Annotated in this window: 23 protein-coding genes and 2 pseudogenes; 8 read left to right on the top strand and 17 right to left on the bottom strand. The window is 45.3% G+C overall.

Annotated elements, in window-relative coordinates; translation table 11 throughout:
* Positions 1-441 precede the first annotated feature (441 nt).
* Positions 442-1113, bottom strand: coding sequence for an NAD(P)H-dependent oxidoreductase (locus tag FHS17_RS11940; protein WP_167278622.1), 672 nt, complete (start codon positions 1111-1113; stop codon positions 442-444).
* A gap of 81 nt (positions 1114-1194) precedes the next feature.
* Complete coding sequence (locus tag FHS17_RS11935; protein ID WP_167278621.1) at positions 1195-1734, bottom strand: NAD(P)H-dependent oxidoreductase; 540 nt, start codon at positions 1732-1734, stop codon at positions 1195-1197.
* 186 nt (positions 1735-1920) lie between these two features.
* Here FHS17_RS11935 and FHS17_RS11930 point away from each other — a divergent pair, with 186 nt between their 5' ends.
* Positions 1921-2820: a LysR family transcriptional regulator gene (locus tag FHS17_RS11930; RefSeq protein ID WP_167278620.1), complete on the top strand. Its 900-nt coding sequence runs from the start codon at positions 1921-1923 to the stop codon at positions 2818-2820.
* Positions 2821-3587: 767 nt separating this feature from the next.
* Here the strand turns inward: FHS17_RS11930 and FHS17_RS11925 are convergent.
* Positions 3588-4037, bottom strand: coding sequence for a MerR family transcriptional regulator (locus tag FHS17_RS11925; RefSeq protein WP_167278619.1), 450 nt, complete (start codon positions 4035-4037; stop codon positions 3588-3590).
* Between the two features lie 120 nt (positions 4038-4157).
* Between FHS17_RS11925 and FHS17_RS11920 the strand changes: the two genes are divergently transcribed.
* The gene (locus FHS17_RS11920; RefSeq protein ID WP_167278618.1) at positions 4158-5003 is read left to right on the top strand and encodes an aldo/keto reductase; all 846 of its coding nucleotides are present in this window, start codon (positions 4158-4160) and stop codon (positions 5001-5003) included.
* A 191-nt stretch (positions 5004-5194) separates the two neighbouring features.
* Here the strand turns inward: FHS17_RS11920 and FHS17_RS11915 are convergent, their stop codons facing one another.
* Both FHS17_RS11915 and FHS17_RS11910 read right to left on the bottom strand, forming a co-directional pair.
* The gene (locus tag FHS17_RS11915) at positions 5195-5665 is read right to left on the bottom strand and encodes a DinB family protein (RefSeq protein ID WP_167278617.1); all 471 of its coding nucleotides are present in this window, start codon (positions 5663-5665) and stop codon (positions 5195-5197) included.
* 550 nt (positions 5666-6215) lie between these two features.
* A complete protein-coding gene (locus FHS17_RS11910) occupies positions 6216-6968 on the bottom strand; it encodes an SDR family oxidoreductase (RefSeq protein WP_167278616.1) in 753 nt (250 codons plus the stop codon).
* 150 nt (positions 6969-7118) lie between these two features.
* Between FHS17_RS11910 and FHS17_RS11905 the strand changes: the two genes are divergently transcribed.
* On the top strand, positions 7119-7535 hold the full coding sequence (locus FHS17_RS11905; RefSeq protein WP_243865304.1) for a MarR family winged helix-turn-helix transcriptional regulator: 417 nt from the start codon (positions 7119-7121) through the stop codon (positions 7533-7535).
* Between the two features lie 242 nt (positions 7536-7777).
* Here FHS17_RS11905 and FHS17_RS11900 read toward each other — a convergent pair whose 3' ends face one another.
* Positions 7778-8167, bottom strand: coding sequence for a tautomerase family protein (locus FHS17_RS11900; RefSeq protein WP_167278614.1), 390 nt, complete (start codon positions 8165-8167; stop codon positions 7778-7780).
* A gap of 84 nt (positions 8168-8251) precedes the next feature.
* Positions 8252-9253, bottom strand: coding sequence for an NAD-dependent epimerase/dehydratase family protein (locus tag FHS17_RS11895; protein WP_167278613.1), 1002 nt, complete (start codon positions 9251-9253; stop codon positions 8252-8254).
* 167 nt (positions 9254-9420) lie between these two features.
* Between FHS17_RS11895 and FHS17_RS11890 the strand changes: the two genes are divergently transcribed.
* The 4 genes from FHS17_RS11890 (at position 9421) to FHS17_RS11875 (ending at position 15203) form a co-directional block, all read left to right on the top strand.
* On the top strand, positions 9421-10059 hold the full coding sequence (locus FHS17_RS11890) for a TetR/AcrR family transcriptional regulator (protein WP_167278612.1): 639 nt from the start codon (positions 9421-9423) through the stop codon (positions 10057-10059).
* A 478-nt stretch (positions 10060-10537) separates the two neighbouring features.
* On the top strand, positions 10538-12013 hold the full coding sequence (locus FHS17_RS11885; RefSeq protein ID WP_167278611.1) for an FAD-dependent oxidoreductase: 1476 nt from the start codon (positions 10538-10540) through the stop codon (positions 12011-12013).
* A gap of 44 nt (positions 12014-12057) precedes the next feature.
* Entirely contained in the window at positions 12058-12654 is a 597-nt protein-coding gene (locus tag FHS17_RS11880; protein ID WP_167278610.1) for a TetR/AcrR family transcriptional regulator, read from the top strand.
* Positions 12655-13790: 1136 nt separating this feature from the next.
* Positions 13791-15203: an MFS transporter gene (locus FHS17_RS11875; RefSeq protein ID WP_167278609.1), complete on the top strand. Its 1413-nt coding sequence runs from the start codon at positions 13791-13793 to the stop codon at positions 15201-15203.
* 258 nt (positions 15204-15461) lie between these two features.
* Here FHS17_RS11875 and FHS17_RS11870 read toward each other — a convergent pair whose 3' ends face one another.
* The 6 genes and pseudogenes from FHS17_RS11870 to FHS17_RS11840 form a co-directional block, all read right to left on the bottom strand.
* Positions 15462-15596, bottom strand: a complete 135-nt coding sequence (locus FHS17_RS11870) for a VOC family protein (protein ID WP_167278608.1) — start codon at positions 15594-15596, stop codon at positions 15462-15464.
* A gap of 475 nt (positions 15597-16071) precedes the next feature.
* Positions 16072-17033: pseudogene (locus tag FHS17_RS11865) on the bottom strand (IS110 family transposase).
* 202 nt (positions 17034-17235) lie between these two features.
* Positions 17236-17769, bottom strand: a complete 534-nt coding sequence (locus FHS17_RS11860; protein WP_167278607.1) for an RDD family protein — start codon at positions 17767-17769, stop codon at positions 17236-17238.
* Positions 17770-17844: 75 nt separating this feature from the next.
* Complete coding sequence (locus FHS17_RS11855; RefSeq protein ID WP_167278606.1) at positions 17845-18633, bottom strand: P-loop NTPase family protein; 789 nt, start codon at positions 18631-18633, stop codon at positions 17845-17847.
* Between the two features lie 292 nt (positions 18634-18925).
* A complete protein-coding gene (locus FHS17_RS30880; protein WP_167278604.1) occupies positions 18926-19126 on the bottom strand; it encodes a DUF3888 domain-containing protein in 201 nt (66 codons plus the stop codon).
* 51 nt (positions 19127-19177) lie between these two features.
* Complete coding sequence (locus FHS17_RS11840; RefSeq protein WP_167278603.1) at positions 19178-20149, bottom strand: helix-turn-helix transcriptional regulator; 972 nt, start codon at positions 20147-20149, stop codon at positions 19178-19180.
* Positions 20150-20444: 295 nt separating this feature from the next.
* Between FHS17_RS11840 and FHS17_RS11835 the strand changes: the two genes are divergently transcribed.
* Entirely contained in the window at positions 20445-21170 is a 726-nt protein-coding gene (locus tag FHS17_RS11835; RefSeq protein ID WP_208420334.1) for an alpha/beta hydrolase fold domain-containing protein, read from the top strand.
* A 1066-nt stretch (positions 21171-22236) separates the two neighbouring features.
* On the opposite strand, the gene FHS17_RS11830 is transcribed toward FHS17_RS11835, so the two are convergent.
* The 4 genes and pseudogenes from FHS17_RS11830 to FHS17_RS30550 form a co-directional block, all read right to left on the bottom strand.
* Entirely contained in the window at positions 22237-23202 is a 966-nt protein-coding gene (locus tag FHS17_RS11830; RefSeq protein WP_208420333.1) for an ABC transporter permease, read from the bottom strand.
* Positions 23186-24709: a sugar ABC transporter ATP-binding protein gene (locus tag FHS17_RS11825; RefSeq protein WP_167278600.1), complete on the bottom strand. Its 1524-nt coding sequence runs from the start codon at positions 24707-24709 to the stop codon at positions 23186-23188. Before FHS17_RS11825 ends, FHS17_RS11830 begins: the two co-directional genes overlap by 17 nt.
* Positions 24710-24785: 76 nt before the next feature.
* The gene (locus FHS17_RS11820) at positions 24786-25859 is read right to left on the bottom strand and encodes a substrate-binding domain-containing protein (RefSeq protein WP_167278599.1); all 1074 of its coding nucleotides are present in this window, start codon (positions 25857-25859) and stop codon (positions 24786-24788) included.
* A 310-nt stretch (positions 25860-26169) separates the two neighbouring features.
* Positions 26170-26301, bottom strand: a pseudogene (locus tag FHS17_RS30550) (RCC1-like domain-containing protein); the annotation flags it as partial.
* Positions 26302-26383 lie beyond the last annotated feature (82 nt).

Raw genomic sequence — 26383 nt, 5'->3', positions numbered from 1 at the left:
TAGCTCGACTTAAAAGTAGCCTTCCAGAATCAAAACTGAATGTTACCTGTAGTAGGAAATTCCTATCTCTCACTTTCATTTGCAGTTGTTTATCCGGAAAAGCGTAAATATAGACTTTGGTATTTTCGAATTTCTCTAGAACAATTGACGGACCGTATTTGCTCTCAATCTCGTCTTCTGAATCAACTATGTGGAGTCTCCGAATAGTTTCTTTTATTCCAATCTCAGTCACTTCATCAGAGATCATATTTATCTTGAAGGTATCATATGTTATCCCGCGATATGAATCCCCGTATAAAATGGTACTGATCCTAACTGCATTTGTAGTAAATGTAAAACGGATGGTGAAATTGGAGGATGGACTGCTTTTATTTAGGGATATCTGTTTATCAATTCGATCTGTATTTTATACCAAGGCATGGTTTTTACAAGGCTCTTCTGTCAGCGCCATGCTACAAGCTTTTCTATATCACTTCTCGTTTTGGAACGCTTTGGCTCTTCTTGCCGGTAGCCTAACGCCATCATAACAGCACTTTGAAAGTTTCCGTTCTCCAGTAGGCCTTCATCTGCCAGTATGCGGTCAACTTCCGCATTATCAAATCCCTCAATCGGGCATGAATCAATTCCGATTAACGCTGCAGCCGTCATCATATTGCCTAATGCAATATATGCTTGCTTTGCGGACCATTCATACAGTAGCCGCGCATCGTCCAGCAATCCGCGCACTTGTTGAAACTCCTTTAAAAAACCGGATATATATTGTACAACCTCCTCCGGCATTTGCTGTACTTGTCTCATATGATCCAGCACATAAGGGGAATTATACTGAACATTTGTTCTGGCCAAAATAATAACAAAATGGCTGGCAGTATCCAGTTTTCCTTGTGCCCCAGGCGCTAACTGCTTGAGCTTGTTCCTAAGTTGACGATTTTGCACCACGACAAATTTCCACGGCTCAAGGCCCAAGGAACTTGGCGATAATCTGCCTGCTTCCAAAATATACTGAGCATCCAAGCCGCTTATTAACCGGGCCGAGTCAAACACTTTTGTCGCATGTCTGTTCTGCATTGCTGCCAGCACCTGTTCTTTGCTGATTTCTCTCATGATAGCCATATCCACACTCTCCCTTGTTTGTTGTTTTATCCCGCGGATACCGAAATATCCGCTGCTTCTTCAGTTAAAACCATATCTCCTTTATTTATAAACAACAGGTTCTACGGCAGCCAAATGGTTGACGTAAGCGGCCCGGCTTGCTGCCAGCTCCTCGTCTGTCACGTTATTGACGCCATGCAGAACAAATAGCGGGAGATAATCTGCATGCACGTAATTGGCGATCGAAGCCATCGGCTTCGTAAGGTCCTGGATGGTAAACAAATTGTGACCCCCGTCCTGATAGGCTGCGGCAGTTCCGCCCGCCGAAATAGCAATGCCGATTTGTTTGCCGCGCATATGGTCCCCGCCTGGGCCAAACGCCCAGCCTACTTCAAGCACATCATTAAACCATTGTGTGAGAAGCGGCGGCGTACTGTAAAAGTAAAATGGATATTGAAAAATCACCCGGTCATGGCTGTCCAACAGTTCCTGCTCGTGTTTGACGTCAATTGCTCCGCTCGGGTATTCATTGTAAAGGGAATGAACCGTTACATTCTCCTGCTTGGACAATTCCTCCACCCAGGCGCGGTTAATCCGCGAAGCCTGCAAATCGGGGTGTGCAACAATAATTAAAGTTTTCATATAGACACTTCCTCTCAAATGTAAATTTATTTTCTTTGTGCGGTCAGCCATTGCCTCGCTTCCTTCAGGCCTGCTATTCCATTTTCAGGACCCGTCTGTAGTTTACAGCGCTTCTTGCATCACGTAAAATGAATATAAACGATAGTATGTTTCGTTTTTAGTGATACAAGTGAGGGGGAGTATGAAATGGAGAGCGCAGAGCTGAGAATATTCCGGGCGGTTGCCCGGGAGGGAAGTATTACGAAGGCAGCTGCGATTTTGGGTTATGTACAGTCAAATGTGACGGCCCGTATACAGCAGCTGGAGTCGGAGGTAGGGACAGCGTTATTTTACCGGCAGCGCGGCATGATTCTGACACCTGCAGGCAGCAAGCTGCTGACGTATGCCGAGCAGATTTTGCATCTGCTGGACCAGGCTGAGAAATTTATGGCCGAGACGGAATTGCCTTCGGGCAATCTGGAGCTTGGTGCGTATGCCAACATTTCCTCGCTCCACCTTCCCAAGCTGCTGACCCAGTACTACAAATCCTATCCCGACGTGAATTTGTCCCTGTTTACTGGAGAGGCGGAATGTTTGCTCGGTAAGGTGCTCCATTATGAGCTGGATGGCGCTTTTGTGAGGCTTCCGGAAATCAATGACAGCAATCTCGTAAAAGAGCTGGAGATCACCGAAGAGCTGGTTATCGTTTCACGTCCCGAATACAAGAATATCAAAAGCCTTTATGCCAAGCCTTTTCTGATGAATCCAAGCGGCTGTCCCAACCGGAGCCGGCTGGAAAGCTGGCTGAAGTTTCAGGGAATCAGTCAGGTCCGGTACATGGACTTCAACTATCTGGATTCGATTATTCAAGGCGTGCTTGCCGACCTTGGTGTCGCCTTCCTGCCCCATTCCGTGGTCCAAAATTATGAGGAAAAAGGACTGCTCAAGACCTTTCCGGTTCCGCCGGAGTTCGGCAGCACCAAAACCTTTTTCATCCGCCATAAAGATTCGCTGCTGACCGGTGCACTGGCAAAATTTATCGAGATGCTGAAGGAGAACAATCCGCTTTACACGCCATCCGCTGCCAATTTTGAATGGTCACTTTGAACAAAGAGCGCAGTTGCTATCAGCCTTCGTCTCGAAAATTCGAAGAATCTGCTCCGGCCGCTCTTTGTTTCGGCAGCTGATCGTATGCTGGACCTGGTGCTGGAGAATCTGAAGGAGTCTACGCGAGGATTGTACGAGGAGCGTAGAGGCAAAGGAATAACGGCGGATTTAGAGCAGAGAAAACGGGATCTTTTTTGAATACGTGTTAAACAGTCTAATGCTTCTGTGAGCCCAATAAGGGTCTGCAGAAGCTTTTTTTTTGGATCCCCCAGCTCATACAGTCGGGCCGGCCGAGCGAACAACTGGCTCTAAGCCTGACGAAGAGCAACCAGGCCAAGAGCTCGTAGGTTCCATCGGCCAGCTTTCCTCCTTGTGTTCCGAAGCCCTTCGGGAAGACCCCGAAGAAGGAAAGTTCCCGGCTGGCGCCAGGAACAGGGAGGCGGTACGTTCCTGGCATGAACCAGGAACGGCGGCCATTTGGGCAATCTCTTTCCGCTGTGCTTAACGATATCACAGCCCTTCCGGGACCGTGTATGATAATCACGGATCGGTCGTTCTGCGTCGAGTAAAGGAAAGAAAACCCGCTCTGTATAACTTCGTCTGGCGCATGGAGGATGGACTTCCGACAACGATCATTCGCGAGCTTTCTGTGGAGGATGACTTAAGTGCACTGATCAGCATGATTCTCGGATCATCTACCGGCGGACAATGAGCTAGCAGTGACTATTGACTACCTTCTGCCCTGCTTTGCAATTGCGTGAACAACGTCATTTGGCTCCAACTTGTTTGATCGTGTCCCAAACTTCATTTAATTCATACTTAAGTGGCCATTTAGCGGGGTTGGAGCTATCCGCAATTACACCCTCTATAATGTTAAGGTAATAGTTGGATTTCGCTTCCAAATAATCAACTGTTTTTCTCGTTGCCTGCAATTGAAAGTGGGCATGTTCTTTTTGCCTTATAATGATCTCGTAGCGTTCCTGAATGGTAGAATCGCCTTTTATGCAAAGATCTGCATAGGTTTTAATATCTTCGATAGACATCCCGCATTGTTTTAATATCTTTACTCCAATAAGCCAATTGACGGATTCCTCATTGAATAGCCGGTTGTTATTTTTATCTCGCAGTAGGCTAGGTATCAATCCTTTATCCGTGTAGAACCGAATGGCATGCTCGCTTAAGTCAAGCATTTTCGCTACTTCTTTTACCGTGTACATGAAATTCCTCCTAATAAAAAAATAATCAGATTCCTCTTGCCTTCGTGTAACACGAAGGGTGTAATATGCTAATTGTAGCAGTTGAAAGACCAATAAATCAAAAAAATTGGAGGAATTGAAATGGAATTTGTTACTTTAAACAATGGAGTAAGCATGCCAATCTTAGGCTTTGGGGTTTATCAGATTCAAGATCCAGAGGAATGTGAAAGATGCGTACTTGATGCGATTAGCGTGGGTTATCGTTCCATTGATACCGCACAGGTCTACCAGAATGAAGAAGCAGTAGGCCGCGCAATCAAAAAAAGTGGAGTGCCAAGAGAAGAGTTCTTCATCACCACTAAAGTTTGGATTTCCAATGCTGGTTATGACAAAGCAAAAGCATCCATCCAGACATCCATGGAGAAACTCCAGCTTAATTATCTAGACCTGGTCCTGATCCATCAACCATTTAATGATTACTATGGAACGTACCGTGCGATGGAGGAACTCTATAAAGAGGGTAAAATCAGAGCGATCGGGATTAGCAACTTCTATCCGGACAGATATGTAGATCTAGTTGAGTTCAGCGAAGTGGTGCCAGCTGTGAATCAGGTGGAAACTCATGTCTTTAATCAGCAGGCAGCAGCACATGAGCTTATGAAAAAATACAATACGCAGATTGAATCCTGGGGTCCTTTTGCAGAAGGAAAAAACAATTTATTCACGAACCCAACCTTACAAGAAATCGGTGATAAATATAACAAATCTACAGCTCAGGTTGCTTTGCGCTTCTTGATTCAGAGAGACGTAGTAGTTATTCCCAAAACAGTCAATAAGAATAGAATGGAAGAAAACTATAAAGTATTTGACTTTACTCTGACAGCGGAGGAAATGGAGAAAATAGCTGCACTCGATACAGGAGAAAGTTTATTTTTCTCCCACTCTGATCCGCAAACCGTAGAGTATATCATTAGTCTCGGCAAATAAAGGCGAGCGACTCGATACTTACAGTTCGGATCTCCGCATTGTTTGAAACGGCAAACTTTTGGCCATCCTTGGCGGGATGGCCTTTAACACGTATTAGATAGACCATTACTAGAATGAACAAAAAAAGAGTTGCCGCGGAGCAAGCTCCCTAACTACCGTTCCCAGTTAGCTCAATCTATCTTTCTTAAACTTCAATCCCATACCTTTGGCCGCTTTAATCCGGCTAATCTTAAATAATCTAAAAGTTGACCTGAATGGACTGCTTCATGGTAAGCAATTCTCAAAAGCATGTCGCCTAATGATCGAATGTAACCTACGTCTTTTCTATCAATCTGGATTCTTGTTAAATCCTCTTGTGTATAGGATTTTACTGTATCCATAAATTGATTCCGATAGGATTCTGAAAAGTTGAGTTCCTCTTGGATTGTTGTAAAAGTACGAGCCTCATAAGGGGATTCATAAGCGGTTAGACTTCCTTCATTCAGCAAGGCAAGATGGTAATAATGTTCACTATCCAGGACATGGCGGATCATCTCTTTTATACTCATTGCTTCTGAATCCGGTCTCCAGTCCAAAAACTCATGCGGAATACTTCCCCAAATAATCATGCTTCTGCGTCGAATCTCATTTAAATTCTGAACGATAGCTTCTATAGCGTTCATAGCTGCTTCCTTTCGACTTCAATTTATCGTTACATTATATCAGAACTTACGTTCGCAATACAATTAAAAGATAGTTGGAGTATCCTGCCCTTAGTTAACAAAACGGCAGCTCATGTATGATGGGCTGCCGTAGTGTCTTTCTTGATCTAATGTTCCTAGTCCCTCGCAACGATATGGTTTCTTATTTATGAGTATTGCAGGTTTCCGTGTACCATTTTCTGCTCCTTCGACAAAGCAAAAACTTGCCCTTAATACTGATAAAGCTCTCCGTAGCATCTTTAAAGCGAAATTAAAATGCACCTGACTCCGAACTTATCTTAGATCTCACCGTAATAGGCTCCTCACGGCTGTAATTCAAAAGGATACTTTACGGTACCATCCTGAGCAAACTTCTCGAAGGATAGGGGGGCATCCGCTTCATTGCCAATAAAGCAGCTGTGTATTTTTCCTTCACTGGATTATGAAGTCCATTCGACCTTAGAGAGTCTGGCTAGCATTCGCTCCTCAACTCACTGCCTGGCGAATCCCTTCGGTCATGCCTCCAGAATCATCACCACGGGAGCGGACCATCCTCGTTCGAGAATGTGCCCGTCGGACCGTTTGCGTCAAGGAGCGCCAGGCGCACAGGCTCGCGTGCAGCTTGTTGGACGGTTCGAGTCCCCGCGAAGTTGTTAAGGTCCGTCCCTGTGAAGCCCGGGCACGCAGCGTTAACCTTAATGCCTGTCGACTCGAGTTCGATGGCGAAGGCAAGCGTAATCGCGTTAAGGGCGGTTTTCGACGGGCTGTAAACGGCACCGAAAACCGACCGATGCGGAAAGTTCGGGTCCGAGTTGATCGTTAGCGATCCGGAAGAGCTCGATAAGTTTACAATGCGTCCCGCCGGCGCTTCACGAAGGAGCGGCAGCATTGCTTGTGTGACGGCGATAACGCCGAACACGTTCGTCTCGAACACAGCACGCGCTTCGTCGAGAGACGCAACGCTAGGGCGGCCCGAATTCGCAACCTCCTCTAGTGGCCTGCCCGGCTTTCCGGCGTGCGAGATGCCCGCGTTGTTTACAAGCACGTCGAGACGGCCGAGCTCGCTCCGGATACGTTCTGCCGCGGCGACGATAGAGACCTGATTCGTAACGTCAAGTTGGAGGGCTTGGGCATTCGCTCCGATGCTCTTCGCGGCCGTCTCCCCATGCTCGAGGTTGCGTGATCCAACGAGTACAGTAAGGCCATTGGCCGCGAGATCCTTCGCGATTTGAAGACCGATTCCTTTGTTGGCCCCGGTGACCAAGGCGACTGGTTTGTCATGCATAGTGACACTCTCCTTTTCGCATCGATGTAGGATATTTGTCAAACAGTTTTGGTTGACGTGTCAACCTTTAGTGACTGTAACATATTGTGGTTGACGCGTCAACCATGCTATTATGTTCCTATGGACAAGAACGAGTTAAACGAAGAGGAAATGCAAATATGGCATTTGTGGAAAGGCTCCTTTCAGAGCATTTTCGGTCGCGTAGTTAAAGAGATGTCGGAGCACACAGGATTATCCGAGGGTGATTATGGAGTATTGGATCGGTTAGTCATTTTTGGGAATGGCAACCTTCGTCAACAGGAGTTAGCTGACTCGATGGACTGGGATAAGAGCCGATTGTCACATCATCTGACGCGGATGGAGAAACGCGGGCTTGTAACAAGAAAACCATTAGAAACAGATCGCGGTGTTCAGGTCATCATCACTTCTAAAGGGAAATCCGCATTGGATGAAGCCCGTCCTATCGTGGCTAAGGCAATACGCAAATATTTCCTTGATCAATTAACAGCTCAAGACATGGAGTCGATCACTATGTTGGCGGAAAGAACAAAGACAGGTGTCCAGTGAAAATAAAGTTTTAGACTGCACGACTTTATTTAAAGGGGCTTATAAGGTCAAAAATAGTTAGCTTTCAAAATTTAGTATTTGACTAACATAAAAAATAAAACAGCGGCGGACCAAGACTGAAAAATAAAGTCACTCTTAGACTGCCGCTGTTGTCATTCAACCAACGTTACCCGTTAGCACAATGAAGGTGGTCTGCATTCATAAGAAAGGCAACCATCTCTGGTTGCCAAAATGTATATATTCTACACGTTTACATTATAATTAAGCTGGAGTTCATCGCCAGGTAATCCCCTAATTCCCCAATTTGATTTAGGAGTTTCAAAAATCGTTATTTCGATATCTTGAGAAGAAATTCTTAGTTCTTTTTGAATGCGTTCAAAAAGCAATCGTATCAAATGTTTTTTCGATTCCACCGAACGCCCTTCAAAGATGCTTACTTCAATTACGGTATAAGCTTCGGTACGTCCAGGTGCAAATTGAAAATCTTCCTTATCCATTGGGAAAAAACGATGGAATTTTTTATCTGAAGGTAGTTTGAATGCCACCACCACACAAGAATGAATTACCTCGGAGAACCTTTCTTTAATCGGGTTCAAATGTTCCCGTAAACCAAAAATCTTTACTTGAGCCATTTCCCTCATCTCACCTTTCTATTCTCAGCTCTCTCGGTTAAGACGTTTGCACCAAAGACGAAAAGTTTAATATCGCGCCCTCCGTTATCCATTCTTGCCATTAGCTCTAAACCAATTTACAGTATCCCAAATGGTTTCCTCCAGGGGTCTGCAGGTAACCTTCAGATGATGGACAGCCTTTGCTCCGCTTGTTCGCTTCATTTCCGTCATAACGCGAAGCTCATCTACTGACATATCCACCTCTTTGTTTCGGAAAGCGGCTATTCGTTCATTGATCCATGTAGATAGATAGACGATTGGAATCGGAAATGTTTTGGACGGTGCTTGAACGCCGGAAACCTTCTGAAGAACGGCGAACAATTCTACCAAATTCGTATAATGACCGGAAATGATATACCGCTCGTTGCCTGTGGAGGTTTCGGCAGCGATTATCATCGCATGCGCGACGTCCCTGGCATCCACGACATCTATACCGGAGGGGAAAGATCCCGGCAGCTTCCCGGCGAGAAAATTCAATACCATCTGGCCGCTTCCGGTCGGTGCGGCATCGCCGGGGCCGAACATCCATGCGGGCAAAAAGGTGACGACCGGGGTTCGGTGATTCCGCGCAAATCGATCGATTTCCAGATCACCGACCACTTTGCTTTTCCCATATAAATTCAGCGCTTCCTCTGGATTCATCCGGTCGCTTTCATCGCTGGGCATTCCGTCCTTACGTTTACGAACCGTCGCGTTTGTACTGGTATGGATGATTTTCCCTACGCCGTACTGTTCGGCATATTCAAATAAGCGAACGGTTTGGGTCACGTTTATTTGCTTTAATGACGTCCAGTGATCTCCTCTCCGGAACGTTTCGCGAAAATAAGCAGCCGTATGGAAGAGAACGTCGCAATCCTTCAAATGATGCGCCCACGGTTCGATATCTGTCAAATCTCCTGTTACAACCTCGACATTCAATCCGTCAAGTAACTTCTCGGCTTTCTTTGCCGTCCGGACAAGCGCCCTGACCTCATAACCTTTACCCGCAAGAAGCCGAACCAAATTGCTGCCGAGCAATCCCGTACCTCCGGTCACAAAAGCACGCATCTTCCCTCTCCTCCTCATGTACATAATTGGTTTACAGCAAATATACAGCAAATTAGTAACGAAGTAAACTAAAATTAATAAAATAGTTAAATTAGTAATAAACATTAAATATCGTTTACTTCATGCCGGATGTACGTTACGATGGAAGGAGACAGGAGGCTGGGAAGATGGAGAAGGACCAGATTAGATATAAATATTTCGAAAAGATAAAGCCTGTGTTTAGAAAAAAACGATTCAGCCAGCTCAATATGGACGATATTGCAAGGCATATGGACATCAGTAAACCGACCATGTATAAATACTTCTCTTCGAAAGACGACATTGTCACACTATTTGTTGAGAGTTGTGCGGATTACTTTAAATCCGGCGAGAACATGATGGTAGACGAGGAAATATCTTATGTAGAGCGATTTCAATTTACCTTTGAGCAATCATTGAAAGCCGCGGTATATGTGCCTGATATTCTATTGCAGGATTTACGGGAGGCATATCCTAAACTTTTGGATACTCTTTTGTTCGCGGAACAAGAACGCCTCCTCTGCTTCAAGCAGTTTTTCGATGCTGGCGTAGCCGAAGGCGTATTCAATCCCATTGATCCCGCATTATGCTTCGTGCAGGCGGACGTCGTTCTTAGGCGCATATTGGAGCCCTCGTTTTCCATCCAATTCGATACCACGTTGAAACGGGCGTTAATGGATTTTTACGTAATGAACAAATATCAGGTGATTACGCCAAACTTCCGGGATACGATAGACGATTCCATCATGGAGAAGAAAATCTTGCAAGTCATTCAGCACATTTCTTGAAATTAGCAGAAGGTTTGTGGATTTGAAGAAACGTTATCGGAGTCTGATCAAAAAAGAAGCAAGGCGCTGCGCCGTGGGAATACAGGGAAAGCTTAGAGCAGCCCGTCGGCGCGTTACCTTGATGACAAACTGCGCCTGGATGGCTGAACTAACGTTTCGAGGGAGCTTAAATTCCAATGTAAATGATGAGATATTCACCAGTTTCAACCATCGATGAAAATTCAGTTAATCGATTTAATAAATCAAGGACTTGATTGTTGACCTTCATCATCTTCACTCTACCATCTTCGAATTTATGTAATCTCTAACGACTACTTGGATATCAGCTGCTTCATCGTTCCATTGAACTAATCTTCCCTGATACTGACTCTTATTGTAAATCCTTTGACATATGACAAAAATTACTATAGTTTAATATTGAACGGTTGAACCAATCAAAAAAAATATCATGAGTTCATCTCTTTGGAGGGATTAGTTTATGAGCGAGATCGATGCAACACCAAGTTCAGGGCGGGCCATTATTATCGGAGGAGGAATCGGTGGATTATTAAGCGCCAAAGTGCTTTCTGAATTCTACGACGAGGTATGGATCGTAGACAAAGATGAGTTTCCTGATAAGCCCGCGAATCGCGCAGGCACTCCGCAAGATTTTCAACCTCATCGTCTAACGCCGCGCGGGAGCATGATCATGAACCGTCTCTTTCCTGGATTTAACGATGACTTGCTTGCGCACGGAGCTCCCTCTTCTCTTAATAAAATCGCGCATTTAAGCAACCCTTACGGAAGTTTCGATATGCCGAACTCGGAGAATGAAGCTACGTTTAGCAGAGCCTTATTGGAATGGGTGTTTCGCCAAAGGGTGGAGCGGATTTCGAATGTAAGATTTATTCCCAAGACAGACGTAATCGGTTTGGTGACAAACAAGGATCAAACCGGTGTCACGGGGATCTCCGTACGAGATCGCGCACAAGACAGACAGCTGAAAACACTGTCGGCAGATTTGGTATTGGATTCAAGCGGACGTTCTTCCAAACTAGCGACATGGCTTCGGGATATCGGTTATACTGTACCTCAACCGGATGTTTTGAAGGTCTCTTTGGGGTATAGCACTCGCCATTATCATATTCCTTCCCATTTATCAGATGAATGGGATGTTATACGGGTCGACGGGGATTCCGTCAAAAACGAATTCACGGGCGTTTTCTCCGTCGTTGAACATAATAGAGCAGAAATGTTGCTTTGGAGCGCGGGCGGGCATTATCCTGCCACTGCCGTACAAGAATTCGAACAAACCGTTGCCCGACTTGCAGACCCGCTAATCGCGGAGGTGCTGAAGAAACTAGAACCTCTCTCGTCGCCCAGAGGATATCGAATATCCGAATTGTTCCGCCAACATTTTGAACAAATGGATGAATGGCCAACGGGGCTGTTAGTATTAGGAGACGCCTTCTGTAATTTCGACCCGATTTACGGTCTTGGGATGACTATGGCTGCAATCGAAGCAGATATGTTAGAGCTTTGTTTAAGAGAACAACGCATAAATCCTCACCCCTTTTATGAACGGACCGTACTCCAAAGGCTTCAGGATGTTGTTGAGCCTGCTTGGTGGTTGAATTGCATTTCCGATTTACAATGGTCGGGCGTAGAATATGAGGGCCAACCATTGGTTGGGATCGATTTCGTTCAAAAATACTTTAATGTGTTCCTCCAACAGGCAACATCAAAACATAATTTTGAGCTATTTTTACTCTATTGGGGCGTGAATTCATTATTGTTCTCTCCAAGCGTCATGACCGATCAACAGATGGTCAGCTCTGTTATTGCTGATGCATCAAGCGAAGACAAGCGATGGTTTACTGCGTTTCTCCAGAAGAGAGGTCAAACACTGGAGGAGTATTTGAACCAATTACCTTCCTTTTCTAAAGCAACCTTCGTACCGTTTCCGCCGGAATAGAAAAGAATCAAACAAATATCGTAAAATCAAAAGGAGCGAACATATTGTCGCCTTTAAATGGGGATCAGCTGCAAATTATTCGTGATGAACGAAAAGAACAAATTATGATAGCGGCTCTTCAAATCTTTGCCAGGAGAGGCTATATCGGAACAAAACTCAGCATGATCGCAACGAAAGCAGGCATTAGTCAAGGTCTGTTATACCATTACTTCAAATCTAAAGACGAGCTTTTTATTCTGCTGATTCAGCAAGCGATTCAAGAGTCGATCGACGGCATGAAAAGCGTCTATCAATTACCCGGTTCTCCCATTGAAAAGCTAAGGGCACTGACTCGGCTTGATAATGAGGGTCAGCTTTACTTCATGCTCATTCATCATGCTCGTACTTCGGACGGAATACCCGAAGAAGCAAAGCAACTTATTGAACAATATTCCATGGATTCTTATGTAGTCGACATATTGGAGCCATTATTCATTGAGGGACAGAAAGCTAACGAATTTACGCAGGGTGATCCCCGGCAGTTAATATCCACCTATTTTACCGTTGTTTCAGCATTGATGACATTAAATATTCACGAAGATGAAGCTTATCAAATGCCAGAGGTTAACCTGCTTTTACGGATTGTAACGGGTCGTCCATAGCATCACTGGACGTACGCGGCATCTCCACCCTGCCTTTTAGCAAAACCAAGCGATTGCTGTCCTCCCCGGACCAAGCATCGCTTTTTTGCGTTGGGATCTCATTTTGCTCTCCCTCTCCTTCACGCCTATTCGCACATTGACGACTCGGGCAAGCGTAATCGCGCCTCTGTCATGCCACCAAAATCAAACAAACCGGTCCCCTAAGCACCGGCTTGTTTGTAATGGATTTACGTAGATTCGTTGTTTCTAATAGACTTCAGTCAACTCTCGTTAGGGGCGGCTTCATCGACCATCTTAATTTTCCGGGTAGCGGGCACTTAATTGAGAAGATGCTGTCACAGCAGCGTCAGGGGCAATATTTCCCGGCGTTCTCTAGCCTTTGGCCGTTGTAGCGTTGACTGCATTACTCGAGGCCGAGAGATTGCCTGCTTGATCATACGCCTTAACGGTAAAACCATAGGTCGTGCCGGGCAATACGGTTATATCCAGATAACTGTTTAGCGCTGCTAGAACATCCGCAATCTGGACGCCATCCCGATAAACTGGAGCACATCCAACCGGTGTACTTTGTCGTACAACGCATGGAATTTTCTGCGCTTGTTACTCTTGGCAGCATGACTAGCTTCTCTTGGAGTTGTTGAACTTTTTCCTTAGGTGTCGCTAGCCATTTGATTCACTCACTCGTAGCTCCTTGAAAAGCTTGAACAAAGCAGGGCGCCTTCCCTCCCGCAGGTTGTGTTGTCCTGCGTTCCTCGGTAGTATACGCCCCTCGGACTCACTTCCTGCAGATGGCTCACTTCGCTTCTTCCTTATAGAGCATCTTGCTACGAAAGGTTGGTACCAAGAAGAAGGAAAACCTGCTCATCACGATGAATATGCCAGTTATTTCGGCATCCCGGTTCAAAGGTGACATTCCCAAATAAACAGCCAGTTAGCTTAACGAAAAAATGGAGCAACTGCCGCCGGCAAATTGCTCCGAGATGTGTTGAACTAGCGTTCCCTGATAGTTTAGTTATTTATAGCTATAACCTATAATATTAATACGTTTTATATATTATAACTATAACACTTTCTGCTTTAAAATAAATTCAACAATAGATCTTGATTGGTGAAATACATTTGACTGGGGGAGAAGTATGAAGATTTCGGCAAATAACCGCTCAGATCAAGATGACTCTTATCTCGCCATAGTACTTGTTGCTGGGGTAGGTATGTTTCTTACAACCTTAGACTCAGGAATTCTTAACGTTGCGATCTCTTCTCTTGTTCAAGAGTTCCATTCTTCTGTCACAATGGTAGCCTGGACCATATCTCTTTATTCCATTGTCATATGCAGTTGTATTGTAGTCTTCGGTAGGCTAAGCGACAGTTATGGACGTTTAAAAATTTATTCAATAGGATTAATGTTATTTGCGCTTGCCTCCCTGTTTTGCGCTTTTTCAGAAACTGTGATACAGCTAATTTCATTTCGAGTCTTACAAGGGATAGGAGCTGCCATGCTTCAAGCAACCTCTGCTGCTCTAATAACAACCTTAGTATCCCCTGTCAAAAAAGGTGAAGCACTGGGGGCTCTAGCCGCATTCTTTGGACTCGGGCATGTCCTCGGACCTGTGGCTGGTGGGATCATCTTATCCTCAATAGGATGGAATTGGATATTTTTGATTAATATTCCTATTTGTCTCCTTTGTTTACTTGCATGTCACTATGTCTTAAAAGGAAAAGTAGTACCGGTAAGCAAAAAAAAGCCGTTAAATTTGTCCGGCAGCCTTTTGCTTTCAGCCTCTATTCTTTCATTAGTATATGGATGCACTCAGCTAGGTTCTTCTCATTCCAGGATGTATATCAACTTTCTGTTTTTTGCAATCCTTATGTTCCTGTTTATCCGAAGAGAAAAAAGGGTGGCTAATCCCATTGTTCCTTTATCGTTATTTCAGAATGGTTTTTTCACAGTCTCTTTATATACAATTTTTGCATATGGGGGTGTTACACGCCTTTGTATGGTTGTCGTACCTTTCTATTTGGAACAAGGACGTAATTATGCCCCTTGGAAATCCGGGTTGGTAAATTTACTGTTGCCCTTGGGCCTTGTATTGACCTCTAATATAGCCGGCCGACTGATGAACAGTTGGGGCACGTTCCGATTAATGACAGTCGGACTTTGCTGTATGTTAGTACCACTGCTGATTCTTGTCTTTGTGCTCCCGAACGGACAATTACCTATAGTTTGCTCATTGCTTTTTGTTTATGGTATAGGTGCCGGGCTTTTCCAACCGTCAAACATTGCGGCTATCATGGAAACCGTTGGTCCCTCGCATCAAGCAACGATTGGCTCTGTACAAAGACTTACACAGAACATTGGAATTTCATTGTTCACTGCAGTTACAGCCGGATTTCTTCAATCCCCCACCCATGATATATGGATAGGCTCACGCAATTCATTCTACTTGGCAACTGCAGCCACTTTCCTAGGCATATTAGGGTTTATTATTATAAAACAATATGAAAAATGTAGGCGAGAAAAGGCCAACGATGTTACTGGCAGCACTTAGAAACTGACACTAGGGAGTAATGCTCTGGAAATTATCATTTTACAACACTTACCGGCAGCTTTTTGCTGTTAAGTTATTGTCTCCCGTTCAGCGTAGTACCCCAATATTCGGTGGCAATAACTTAATCCATTACAAATCCGAGTTCATTACCATGTAAATCGGAGATAGTGAATTTTCTTGTACCATAAGGCGTGTCAAATAATGGTTCAATAACTGTAACTTTATCCTTTATTGTCTCCCATAGATCATCTAAATTACTTACTGAGAAGTTTTGGATGTTCCTTTGGCCAAGTTTGTAACCCGGAAACCAAGAAAATTCTCATACCAGTCAATTGCACGGTTCAGATCAGAAACATTTGCCCTGACATGTAGTAATCTCGTTTTCATAGTCATGTCTTGTCTTCTCCTTGACATCATTATTTTCACTAATAAAACATTCGTGAAGTCATTAGACTATCCTCCCTCTATGGAGAATCGTTTTTCTCTTAATTTCGTTTGTTTTCGTAGGTTTTGAACGTTTTTCTTTTGTGCCAGACAACCGTTGAATGGAACAAGATTGTAGAAGATGTAAAATATGGGGCAAAGAAAGTGCAAAAACACATCCACCCAGACCACTGACTTTAAAAAGTGGACATTCTGGATATATATGGTCGAACCTTTGGATCTCCACTTAGGCTCATGGCGTCAACCCTCCCATGTCTCACAGAGTCTTCGCTCCCACATTCCTTCATTCAACCTGTCCATGAGGTGGAGGTCGGATATGCTGCCCGACAGGATCTTCGTCCGTATGATAGTTCTGTTCCGACTCATCCGTGCTTCAAATGTCTGTACCTTTTATTGATGTTCGACTTCTATGAAAACATTGAATCTAAGCTGCTAACGACACTGCCGTGTACCTTGGGATATCCTGCAACATCTTTTCTTCACTGAACTGATGCCCCTTTTTCAAGACCCCAAAGAGAATTCGAATCAGCTTGTTGCATAGTGCAATGAGCGACTGCATCTTTTTCAAGGGATTATCTAGCCGTTTGGTATAGTATTGATGCAATGCCTTAAACGCACAGTTCTTAGCCACCAGTGGCATCATGACGCGAAATAGTTACCAACAGAACGGCTTGCCGCTGCTTTCAGACTTCTCATACGCTCGATGCCGAGACCCCGCTTGGCAACCTTTCTGAGGTGACTCAGCAAGGCTTCCTCAGACTCAGAAACCAGCTCATGCGGCAACAATCAAAGACTGAGCATTTGGCGTGTTGACTTGCATTCCCAGTCCTTAAATACCGTGAGGAACTCTGGAAAGTACCGATCCAACCAGTTATGAACGCGGCCTTGCACCACGCGCAGGTCAGTCGACAGATGATCGCGAATTTTCATCGCTTCCCTTAGTTCGGCATAGATGCCCTGGGGAAGGTTAGGTAAAGCATATCTTCCGTCTTTGACGAGCTGTGCGATGACTTTAGCATCTTTGATGTCGTTCTTGGTAGGTGAATTGTCATCCAATTCTTTGCTTTTCTTCACGTGTAGCGGATTAACCACAGCGCACGTAACATGCTGTTCTCTTAAAAAATGGGCCAGGTTCAGGCAGTAGTGACCGGTCGGTTCCATGCCAACGATAACGTCTTGGAACCCTTTCTCCGTCGCAAGCTTTCTGAACCAGCTAACGAACATTTCGAAGCCTTCACGGTCGTTCTCAAACGTAATTGACTTCCCGAACTCGACTCCGCGGTAGTCTTGTGCTCGAGCGACATGTTTGAATTTAGCGATGTCTACACCGACAATTAAGGTAGAAGAAGTAATTTGATTAATACGTTCATTTTGAGTAGAATTCATTTTGTAGTCTCCTTGGTTTGTATTTGGATCCGGTCGCTGGCGAGCATCTGGGACCCTCATACATCATACCAAGGAGTTTTTTTGTTTCTCAAACCTCGTATTTCTTCATTATAGGAATGCTGCCCTTTAACTTAACGAGGCTGCCAGTTATATTTCGTGGCAGCCTTTTAGCGTAATTCTTTGAATAAGATCGTTGTAATTCTTAAACCTTGTACCTTATAACGGTCCCCGCAATAAAGTCATATGCAGTTTGTTTATTTTTACTAAAAAATGGACTTATCAAGTAGATGAGAGCCAGACCGTAGACTATCGCCAGAATTGAATAAATTAATGAATCGGAGTAATCAGAAGGAATAACCATGTGCCAAATGGTGAAATGGGCTAGCTCCCAAGGAAGGAATTTAAGGGCAGAACGAAAAAGAGAGGATCCGAGTCCAATTGAATTGCCGTAAATGCTGGTCACCACAATTCCCATTTTTCGTTTTCCCCATGTCGCATGCGATTGCGATCCCTCACATACGGCAAAATAAAGATATACGGGCAGAGTAATGAATAGAAATCCATTGAGCTCCGCCAATAATGGATTTGTCGTAAACAATGGAATTAACAAAGGTCGTAAAGGAAAAGATATGCCGATTAGCAGAATGATGTAGCCTGTAATGATTACATAATCCCATAAAAAGGCGATTATGCGGGTGACTAAGGATACGTTTGTTAAATTTCCATGCCTATGCATAACTCTACCCCTCTTACCAATTAAGAAAGATAACACAATTTAATTATTCGGGATTCTATTCAATTATCCTGCCCGTTAGCGCAATGAATACTCCGTTTCGTCTTTCATTGCGCATACCATTTTACAAAAGACATCTTCCCAGTCCAGATTCATATTTTCAATCGCATGGGTTGGGAAAGGAAGCGCATCAAGCAACCCTAATTCGATCCGTTTACGGTTCTCCATAAACTTAATATTATGTTCCGTTGCGAAGTGCGGTTTAGAACGGATGGATGAAATCCAAACCTGCTGCTCTCGTACACTAGGTTGGGTTAAATAAATCAGGACGGGATTCATAGCGGAAATTTGATTAGCGATTCCATGAATATGCTGCTCAATTTGGCTATCAGAAGCCTCATAGTGCCTTAGCAAGTCATGAATTTGATGTTGAAAAAACACAGCTTCAAGTACAAAAATGGTATCTGTAGTGCTGGCAAGTTCAGCAAAACGAGCCCAATGCCTCTGAACCAAATATGTTAACTCCGACAGTGTGGCGCTGGGTGAATCCGTCCAGCATAACTCACGGGACTTCAGCTCGGCATAGAGTGCATTCAGCTCGCTGAACTCCTTGACCCCACGATAAGGCAGTAAATAATTGCTACCATCCTTTATAGCCCGCGAACGGTTAGCTGTGATCGGATAGCGCTCCAGAAATTGCTTATATTCCTCTTCTCGGAAGAAAGCATGCCAGTTTAAGCTCGCTGGATGTCCTTCGGCACCTTCATCATAAAAACAAGATGACTTGCCTTGTTGTACCAGGTACTGATGCAATCGCTCCGCTAACGTAGATTTACCCGTGCCGCACAACCCTTCGACCAAAATCAATTTGCAGTCCCTCTGCATGCGATTTTCCCCTAACCACCAAGTAACTTTTATATTCATATATTTGACATCAACTTACGCTTTCCTGCCCGTTTAACGTGATAAAGCTGCCGATAATGCCGGCAGCTTCGTCGTAGGTGTATATTCAGCTATCGTCCCCAGTTAGCTTAATACATGATATCCCTGTTACTTAACAATGTCCTGCCAATGTGGGGGAAGTTCATGTGTTTTTACGTGAGTGTATTCTACAAGTTTAACCTTGGGGCCTGATGAGATTTCAAACGTCAATCTGTCTTCACCGACAGAAATATGAGGGCCCCACAACAGGCGTTACATCGAGTGTTAATGATAAGATAAACCCGCGAAAGCCATTAACCCTGTGGGACTCAATTACATCAACGAAATAGGGATAAACATGTGGAGACTCCCTCATAAGATGCTCGTAATAATCTTGTACAGCATCTTTTATATAGGGATTTAAAAAATTCATTAGCATATCCTGCAATCTCAGCTCGGTCGAATCTTTCTCTGGAAGACGAAAATCTTTTTATTTTGGGACATTATACTTTTCGAGAGTACGGACCAACTTCCTTCTGATAGCTTCTCTTAATTCTTCCGGTTGGAGCACGACCGCTTCAGCGCCGAACGAAAAGAAATATTCAGCAAAAAATAGTATTTCTGAGGGGAAAATACCCATCTCTAGTATGCCTGTGCCGTTATCGGAACTATGTACTTCTCCCCAAGGGAAAATCCAGCACTTATCTCGGAATAACTCAATCCCTTTTGCCGTTAATTTCACTTTGACATCTACGCTTTCTTCTTTGGTGTAGAAATGATGACCCCAGTTCGTTAAATCCACCTCTGAAACATCCACTGTAGTCGTTAACGCTTCCGCATCCGCCAAAACGGCTGACCGTATCCGATCTGCCCGAAACAATCGGTAGGCTTTTCGTAGATAGCAGTAGGCTGGGCAAAACCAATATCCCTCATGGGCATATATACCGATGGGTTGAATCGTTCTTTGATTGATCTCATTCTCCCGAATTCCATAATTAATTGTCACGGGCAACCTTCTAATGGATGCTTGGAGCAATATCTCAAGGTAGTCGGCTCGTTCTTGGCGGGTTTGCGTAAAGAAGTCAACACGATGTCGCATCTCATCTATCTGACGTTTCACATCTTCCGATAAATACCTGTAAAACTTCCGAAGTGCGGATTCTGCAGATGCCTTGAAGGGCAGTGAACTAAAGTGTCGAAGAGCATGGGAAGCAAAAAATATTGAGAATGCCTCATTCTCCGTAAATGAAATCGGTGGAAGGCTTCGCTCTGCAAGAACTTGGTATCCACCTCCTGCACCAACCTGAGAGTATAATGGCACTCCCATTCCACTCAGCTCCTGCAAATCACGCAGCATGGTTCGGGCAGACACACCAAATTCTTCAGCAAGCTCTTTGACGGTGAATTTCCGCTTCCGATTTACTGCCATCATTAATTCAATCAGGCGTCTCGACTTTCCCATTATATTCACCTCCCCCAAAAATATAGTGACAGGTTTTGTCACAATTATATTATACACTATGAATAAGCCGGATCGCCGGGAGTGATTACGGTAGAAAACGATTAAATAAGGAGAAGGAGAACAACATATGAGTAGAGAACAGCGTAAGAATCTGGATGAAATACTGCGGAGTCCCAAGCCCACCAAGCCGAAAAGCGTCGAGGAGATGCGCGCGAACTTCGCTGCCTTGATGGCAACGATGAAGGTACCTGACGGCATTCGAACCACGCCGACGACCCTGGGTAATCGGCCCAGTGTGACCGTTGACCCTGAACAGGATGCCCGCCCAGGAATCATCCTCTATTTCCATGGCGGCTCGTATATTGTGGGTTCCCCCTACACTGCCATGTCCGTTACCGCAAATCTGGTGAACAAAACCCGTATCCGGTCCGTCTCTCTCGATTATCGACTTGCTCCGGAACATCCGTTTCCTGCAGCTCTTGACGATGCTCTCGCCGCCTATCGTGAGCTTCTGGACAACGGAGTTGAGGCGGCGTCTATTGCGTTTGCTGGAGACTCTGCCGGCGGCGGTATTGCTGTCTCGGCTTGCCTGATGGCACGGGACGCAGGTCTGCCGATGCCAGCAGCAGTAGTGGCTTTCTCGCCGGGGGTGGATAAGACGCGCTCCGGAACAAGTATGGATAGCAAAATGGGGATCGACCCATTCTTCACTCGTGAGGGCTTTACATTAACGGATACGATGTACCTAGCCGGACAGGATCCGAATCATGAACTCGTGAGCCCCGCCAGGTTCGCCGATCTTACCGGATTCCCACCACTCCTACTACAGGTCGGAACGAACGAGCTACTTCTTGACGATTCCACGCAGTTAGCTGACCGTGCACGGGCAGCCGGTGTGGATGTAATCCTTGACGTTACTGCCGACGTCCCGCATGTTTTCCAGGCGTTCACTGGTATTCTCGATGAAGCTGATCAAGCCCTGGACCGTGCTGCGTTCTTCATCACACAGTATCTCAGATGAACATTTGATCCTAACGAATACGAATGTTGAAAACATATAATAGGAGAGAGCCATCATATTCTGATGGCTCTTCTTATTAAATTGCTGGTTCTATTTCGTTATCTTATCAGGTCGAAGTTCATTGGTTTGCTCCACGCATTGAACTCGGATTAACATTTGCGTCATAATATTACAAATATTGCGTTTTCTATTTAACTCAGTGTTATCACTTACCGGCACGATTCTATAAGATTTAGTAAAGGTTAAACGGGAAATAAAATAGAACATAAAAAATGGTGATTTTGGAAAACAGATACCCCGTTATCCAGTCGCAATTCAAAGCGAAATACCGGTCTAATTTGCCGAGTATCCCCTCTTAATTACCTCGAATATTTAGAGAGTAAGAGAACGTGCAGTCAAAATTAATTGCTCATGAAAAAAACTTATACGTGCTACCTTATTGGCCACCGGCTTTGTATAGAAGTTCTTGTCCTAATACGGTTATGTATAGAAGTTCTTGTCTTGAGCAAACGACAGGAACTTCTATACATAAAATAAAAAAGCCGCAATATATGCGACTTCGATTGTATAGATGTTCTTGTCGTCCGACAGGTATAAACACTTAATATCCCCTGCCAGGAACCAAAATCAGCCTCCCATTCCTGGTTCATATACCGTTTATCTCGGTCCCAATGTTCTCCATTACCTCTTTTGCTCGGTCTACAAGCTTTGCTCTTCTGGAGCCTTTATAGTAACGCATCGATTATTTATTAATCATTTATTCAAGATAGTTTCCACGCTATCCTGCCCTTTACTCGTTTTAATTCAATTAAACTATCAATTACGACATCTGTTTAATAACTCGATCTGATGCTTTTGGGGAACACGGCCTTGTATAGAAGTTCTTGTCCTAATACGGCTTTGTATAGAAATTCTTGTCTTGAGCTCACGACAAGAACTTCTTTCAAAAAATAAAAAAGCCGCAATATATGCGACTTCGATTGTATAAATGTTGTTGTCGTCTGACAATATTGTTTCAAGAGAACTGCAGGCGTGCTTCAAGTTCGATCGCCTCCAACTTCGCTCCCTACCTTGATTGCCGCTTCACCATCTGCAACCCTACAGCGGCAAGGAGAATCAACCCTTTTACTGAATCGTTCAACAACGCATTCATTCCGACCGCCGTTATGATTTTATCGATCATTGTGAATGACATGGTGCCGAACACGATACTCGCCACTTTCCCTCTCCCGCCGGACATGCTGATTCCGCCGATGACAACGGCAGCGATGGCATAGAGCTCGAAGTTCTGACCGGACGTTGCCGGGTCGAAGGAGGTATCTTTCGCAATCTTCAGGAACGCTGCAAATCCCACCAATGCGCCGCTAAGCAGGAATACCTTGATTCTGGTCCAATGAATATCGATACCGGCTAGCTTAGCAGCGCGCGGATTGCTTCCGAGCGCATAGACACGCTTCCCGAATTTGGTAGAGGACGATATGTACGTGAGAGCCACTGCGATACAGATAAAAATAATGCCAATAACGGGGAGTGTTAACAATTCTCCATTGCCGAGCTTAAACAGCGCCGAATAGCTGGATAATGACCCGTCCACGCTGTATCTCGTTTCACCCCGCTCATTCATCATATATTGCGAGATCGACCTAAAGATCAGCATCGTTGCCAAAGTGACTATGAACGAAGGCATCAGCAGCCAGCCAACAAGCACGCCGTTAATGAAGCCGCACACCATTCCGAGCAGAATGGCGATGATCAGCCCTGCAAAGATGTTATCCACTTGGTTGTAAACGATAATGGTCAGCCCGCCGACAAGGACGAAGGAGGAGCCGACAGAGAGATCGATATCCCCGGTAAGAATGATGAATCCCATTCCGAGCGCAATCGTCCCCAGAATGGCGCTGTGAAGCAATATATTCGTCATGCTGGTCCAGGATGTATCCCTGCCATTCGTAAACAAGAAGGCAATGAATATGCCGATAAAGACGATAATGTAGTTGTAGTTGGACCACAGATGCTTATAGTTGACGCTCATTATCCGCCGCACTCCTCTCCTCCGGAACAATGGCGTTTGTCGCATGGAGCATGACGCGTTCTTCGTTGATTTCTTCCCGGTTCAGAATCGCCATAATGGTCCCGCGATAAAACACCGCACAACGGTCCGCAATTTTCTGAATCTCTGTCATCTCGAGTGTATTGACAATAATTGTTTTTCCTTGCTTGGCCAGCTCGAGAATAAGCTTATATATTTCGTGCTTCGCGCCGATGTCAATCCCCTGCGTAGGGTTGTCGAAAAGAATAAGGTCCGCGTTGGTGCGCAGCGACCGCGCCAGGATGATCTTCTGCTGGTTTCCGCCTGACAAGCTTGTGATCATGTCCCGATAGCTGCCCGCCTTGATTGCAAGCTTTTTTCTCAACTCCTCGTAGGTTTGAAGCTCTCGTTTTTTGAATATAAACTTCTGTCTGGAATGAATCGCGTGCTCGGAGAGGTAAGTATTTTCGAGCAGGTTGAGGTCCGGGATGACGGAGTTTTCCTTGCGGCTCGCGGGAACCATCGCTATTCTTAACTTCATCGCGCTTCGGATGCTGTGAGGCTGGAGGCTTCGGCCATAGATGAGAAGCCTGCCGCTATGAGGCTGCAATACGCCGAAGATCGTCTGCAACAGCTCCGAGCAGCCAGCGCCTTCCAAGCCTGTAAATGCAATGATTTCGCCCTTCTTCACGTTCAAGTTGACGTTGTGAAACCGCCTGCCGGAGAGCTGCTGTATCTCTACGATTGCAACACCTGCCGTGCGCTCTTCATACCCTACATCGGATGAATACCGTTCCCCGACCATATGTCTGGCGATTTCCTCCGGCGTGGTGTGCTTGATGTCATTCGATACAACCAGCTTTCCGTTGCGAAGCACGGTGAAGCGGTCCGCAATCCGGAAGATCTCCGGCATCTTGTGGGAGATAAAGATGAAGCTTTTGCCGGCATTTTTCAATCTTCGGATAATAAAGAACAGCCGCTCAATCTCTTCGTTGTTCAGCGCTGTGGTAGGCTCATCCAGTATAAAAAGCTTCGCTTCCCCCTGAAGCACCTTCGCGATTTCCAGCAGCTGCTTTTTTCCCGTATCCAGGCTGCCTGCGTATTCCATAGGGTCTATATCGACACCCAGTTTACCCATCAACGCGCATGTCTGATCAACCATCTCTTTCTTTCGCAATCTGCCGAGGGGACCGGTCAGCTCCTTGCCCAGAAACACATTCTCGTACACACGCAAATCGTTAAATATATTCAGTTCTTGATGAACAAAGGCAATCCCGTGCTGCTCGGCCGACTTGATGCTGTATTGGGTGATCTCCCTGCCGTCGAAAGAGATCAGGCCGTTATCCTTGCTATGAACGCCAGCCAGGATGTTCATCAGTGTGGATTTGCCCGCACCGTTCTCTCCGAGCAAGGCGTGTACTTCTCCCCGGTTAACGCTCAGACTAACGCGGTCGAGCACAGTAACTCCGTAGAACGCTTTGGTGATGCCGTCCATCTTCAGCAGTTCCATATGCCCCCACTCACCTTGTATATTAGGATAATCCGCTCATAAGCACGATCATCTCATGAGCGGTTTATTTACCGTACTATTTCTCTTCGTACGTGCCGAACGCCTTGAAATCCGCTACGTTGCCGGCATCGACGACCTTAACCGGAATGACGTGATCCTGCTCGACTGTTCCTTTTTTCATGAGGAAGTCCGTTATCACCTGCATGGCCTCTTGAATCATAGCCGGATCGTAGGTTACCGAAAAGATATCGAATGTGGACGGGCGTGCTATTGTCTGATGTTTGTCTTTCAAAATTGCATGCATTTCGGCAAGACCCGAAGAGGCGCCCAGTGCCTTCAGCTGCTTCAGAAACGCTTCCTTCTTGCCTGCATCAAGGGCTGAACCGTTCAGAGATTCCAGGACGCCGATAGCGATTTCATCATCGTGCGTGAAGATCCAATTCTCCTTGGAGGTATCAAGCTGGGCGCTACCGAACCACGATTCGAACAGCTCCTTCCCTGTATCGCGGCTCCAGCCGGTGGCTGCGGATTTCACCACTGTCTTGTCGATCTCTTCTTTTGTCCAGCCTTGCTCGCTTAGGTATGTCCTGAATCCGTTCGAACGAAGCTCCGGCACGGAGGAATTGTCTCCGATCATTTCATAGACATAATCGTCCTTGGTGAGACCCTTCTCAACGAATCGCTTAGCCGTCTCATAACCGATGCCTTCGTTATCGCCCTTTACGTTCGAGACCACCTTCTCATCGATCATCGGACTCGTTATGACACGGTCGAATTGGACAAAGGGGATATCTGCGGCCGCAATTTTCTCCAGAGTCGATTGAAGACCGTTATCGTACGGAAGAATAACAATGCCGCCTATGCTGCCCGATTTACTCAAGAGGTCATCCACTTGCTTAATTTGGTTCTCCACATCCGTCGCTGCAAACACCTTGACTTTGAATTTCTCCTTCACCGCATCGTCCTTATTCAGCTCATCTGCCTTCTCCTGTGCGTAAGTCAGAACAGCCCCCGTCCAACCATGATCCGCGCTCGGCACCATGACGGCAATTTCCTTCCCGGAGCCGTCGCTCGTGCAGCCGGCTAGTCCCAACCCGGACAGCACCAGAATCGCGAGCACCAGCATTACTGAAACTCGATTTCTAATCATACCAACCCTCCATTCTTGATATATTCCCTTTGGTCTCAATCAAGTGTATTCGTTTTCAACTACAATCATGTCAGGGTGATAAAGGGGATTGTTGTTTCCTAAATCGTGTCTTTTCGGCATGGTCTAACAGGTTGGTTTCCGGCAAGTTTGAAGGGCCACCTTATAATGGATGGCCCTTTATTGACTACTATTATAATTCATGAAATTTGTTGAATGACTTGCAAGATTTTCTCCTTCATGACTGCATCGTCTGTTCAGATGTTTCAAATTCAATAAACAATTCTCTTAAATCTCCTTTGATTTTCAGTATTTCGTCCACTCTCCCCACAGCCATTACCGTGCCGTCCGAAAGGAGACCAACGGAATGCCGATGACCCGCCGCTATGGTATTCTTTGGCCACCGTTTCATTTTTAGCGCCGTTTCCGGCGAAGTATGATACATAGTTCACTTCACTCCTCAAAACAATGACCTATCAATAATAGGTGTCATACCCCTTGCAACTTTGCAAGTAGCTCACCTTTAA

This window comes from Paenibacillus lupini (assembly GCF_011761355.1).
GTDB lineage: Bacteria > Bacillota > Bacilli > Paenibacillales > Paenibacillaceae > Pristimantibacillus > Pristimantibacillus lupini.
Note: the sequence above shows the minus strand (reverse complement) of the source record. Positions and strands in the feature narration are given on the sequence as shown.

Coding starts and splice junctions, on each gene's coding strand:
- FHS17_RS11935 (WP_167278621.1), bottom strand. CDS start 1,734: ATGAAAACTTTAATTATTGTTGCACACCCCGATTTGCAGGCTTCGCGG.
- FHS17_RS11885 (WP_167278611.1), top strand. CDS start 10,538: ATGAGCGAGATCGATGCAACACCAAGTTCAGGGCGGGCCATTATTATC.
- FHS17_RS11890 (WP_167278612.1), top strand. CDS start 9,421: ATGGAGAAGGACCAGATTAGATATAAATATTTCGAAAAGATAAAGCCT.
- FHS17_RS11895 (WP_167278613.1), bottom strand. CDS start 9,253: ATGCGTGCTTTTGTGACCGGAGGTACGGGATTGCTCGGCAGCAATTTG.
- FHS17_RS11820 (WP_167278599.1), bottom strand. CDS start 25,859: ATGATTAGAAATCGAGTTTCAGTAATGCTGGTGCTCGCGATTCTGGTG.
- FHS17_RS11875 (WP_167278609.1), top strand. CDS start 13,791: ATGAAGATTTCGGCAAATAACCGCTCAGATCAAGATGACTCTTATCTC.
- FHS17_RS30880 (WP_167278604.1), bottom strand. CDS start 19,126: ATGCTAATGAATTTTTTAAATCCCTATATAAAAGATGCTGTACAAGAT.
- FHS17_RS11920 (WP_167278618.1), top strand. CDS start 4,158: ATGGAATTTGTTACTTTAAACAATGGAGTAAGCATGCCAATCTTAGGC.
- FHS17_RS11900 (WP_167278614.1), bottom strand. CDS start 8,167: ATGGCTCAAGTAAAGATTTTTGGTTTACGGGAACATTTGAACCCGATT.
- FHS17_RS11915 (WP_167278617.1), bottom strand. CDS start 5,665: ATGAACGCTATAGAAGCTATCGTTCAGAATTTAAATGAGATTCGACGC.
- FHS17_RS11860 (WP_167278607.1), bottom strand. CDS start 17,769: ATGCATAGGCATGGAAATTTAACAAACGTATCCTTAGTCACCCGCATA.
- FHS17_RS11930 (WP_167278620.1), top strand. CDS start 1,921: ATGGAGAGCGCAGAGCTGAGAATATTCCGGGCGGTTGCCCGGGAGGGA.
- FHS17_RS11830 (WP_208420333.1), bottom strand. CDS start 23,202: ATGAGCGTCAACTATAAGCATCTGTGGTCCAACTACAACTACATTATC.
- FHS17_RS11925 (WP_167278619.1), bottom strand. CDS start 4,037: ATGTACACGGTAAAAGAAGTAGCGAAAATGCTTGACTTAAGCGAGCAT.
- FHS17_RS11825 (WP_167278600.1), bottom strand. CDS start 24,709: ATGGAACTGCTGAAGATGGACGGCATCACCAAAGCGTTCTACGGAGTT.
- FHS17_RS11910 (WP_167278616.1), bottom strand. CDS start 6,968: ATGCATGACAAACCAGTCGCCTTGGTCACCGGGGCCAACAAAGGAATC.
- FHS17_RS11870 (WP_167278608.1), bottom strand. CDS start 15,596: ATGACTATGAAAACGAGATTACTACATGTCAGGGCAAATGTTTCTGAT.
- FHS17_RS11905 (WP_243865304.1), top strand. CDS start 7,119: ATGCAAATATGGCATTTGTGGAAAGGCTCCTTTCAGAGCATTTTCGGT.
- FHS17_RS11840 (WP_167278603.1), bottom strand. CDS start 20,149: ATGGGAAAGTCGAGACGCCTGATTGAATTAATGATGGCAGTAAATCGG.
- FHS17_RS11940 (WP_167278622.1), bottom strand. CDS start 1,113: ATGGCTATCATGAGAGAAATCAGCAAAGAACAGGTGCTGGCAGCAATG.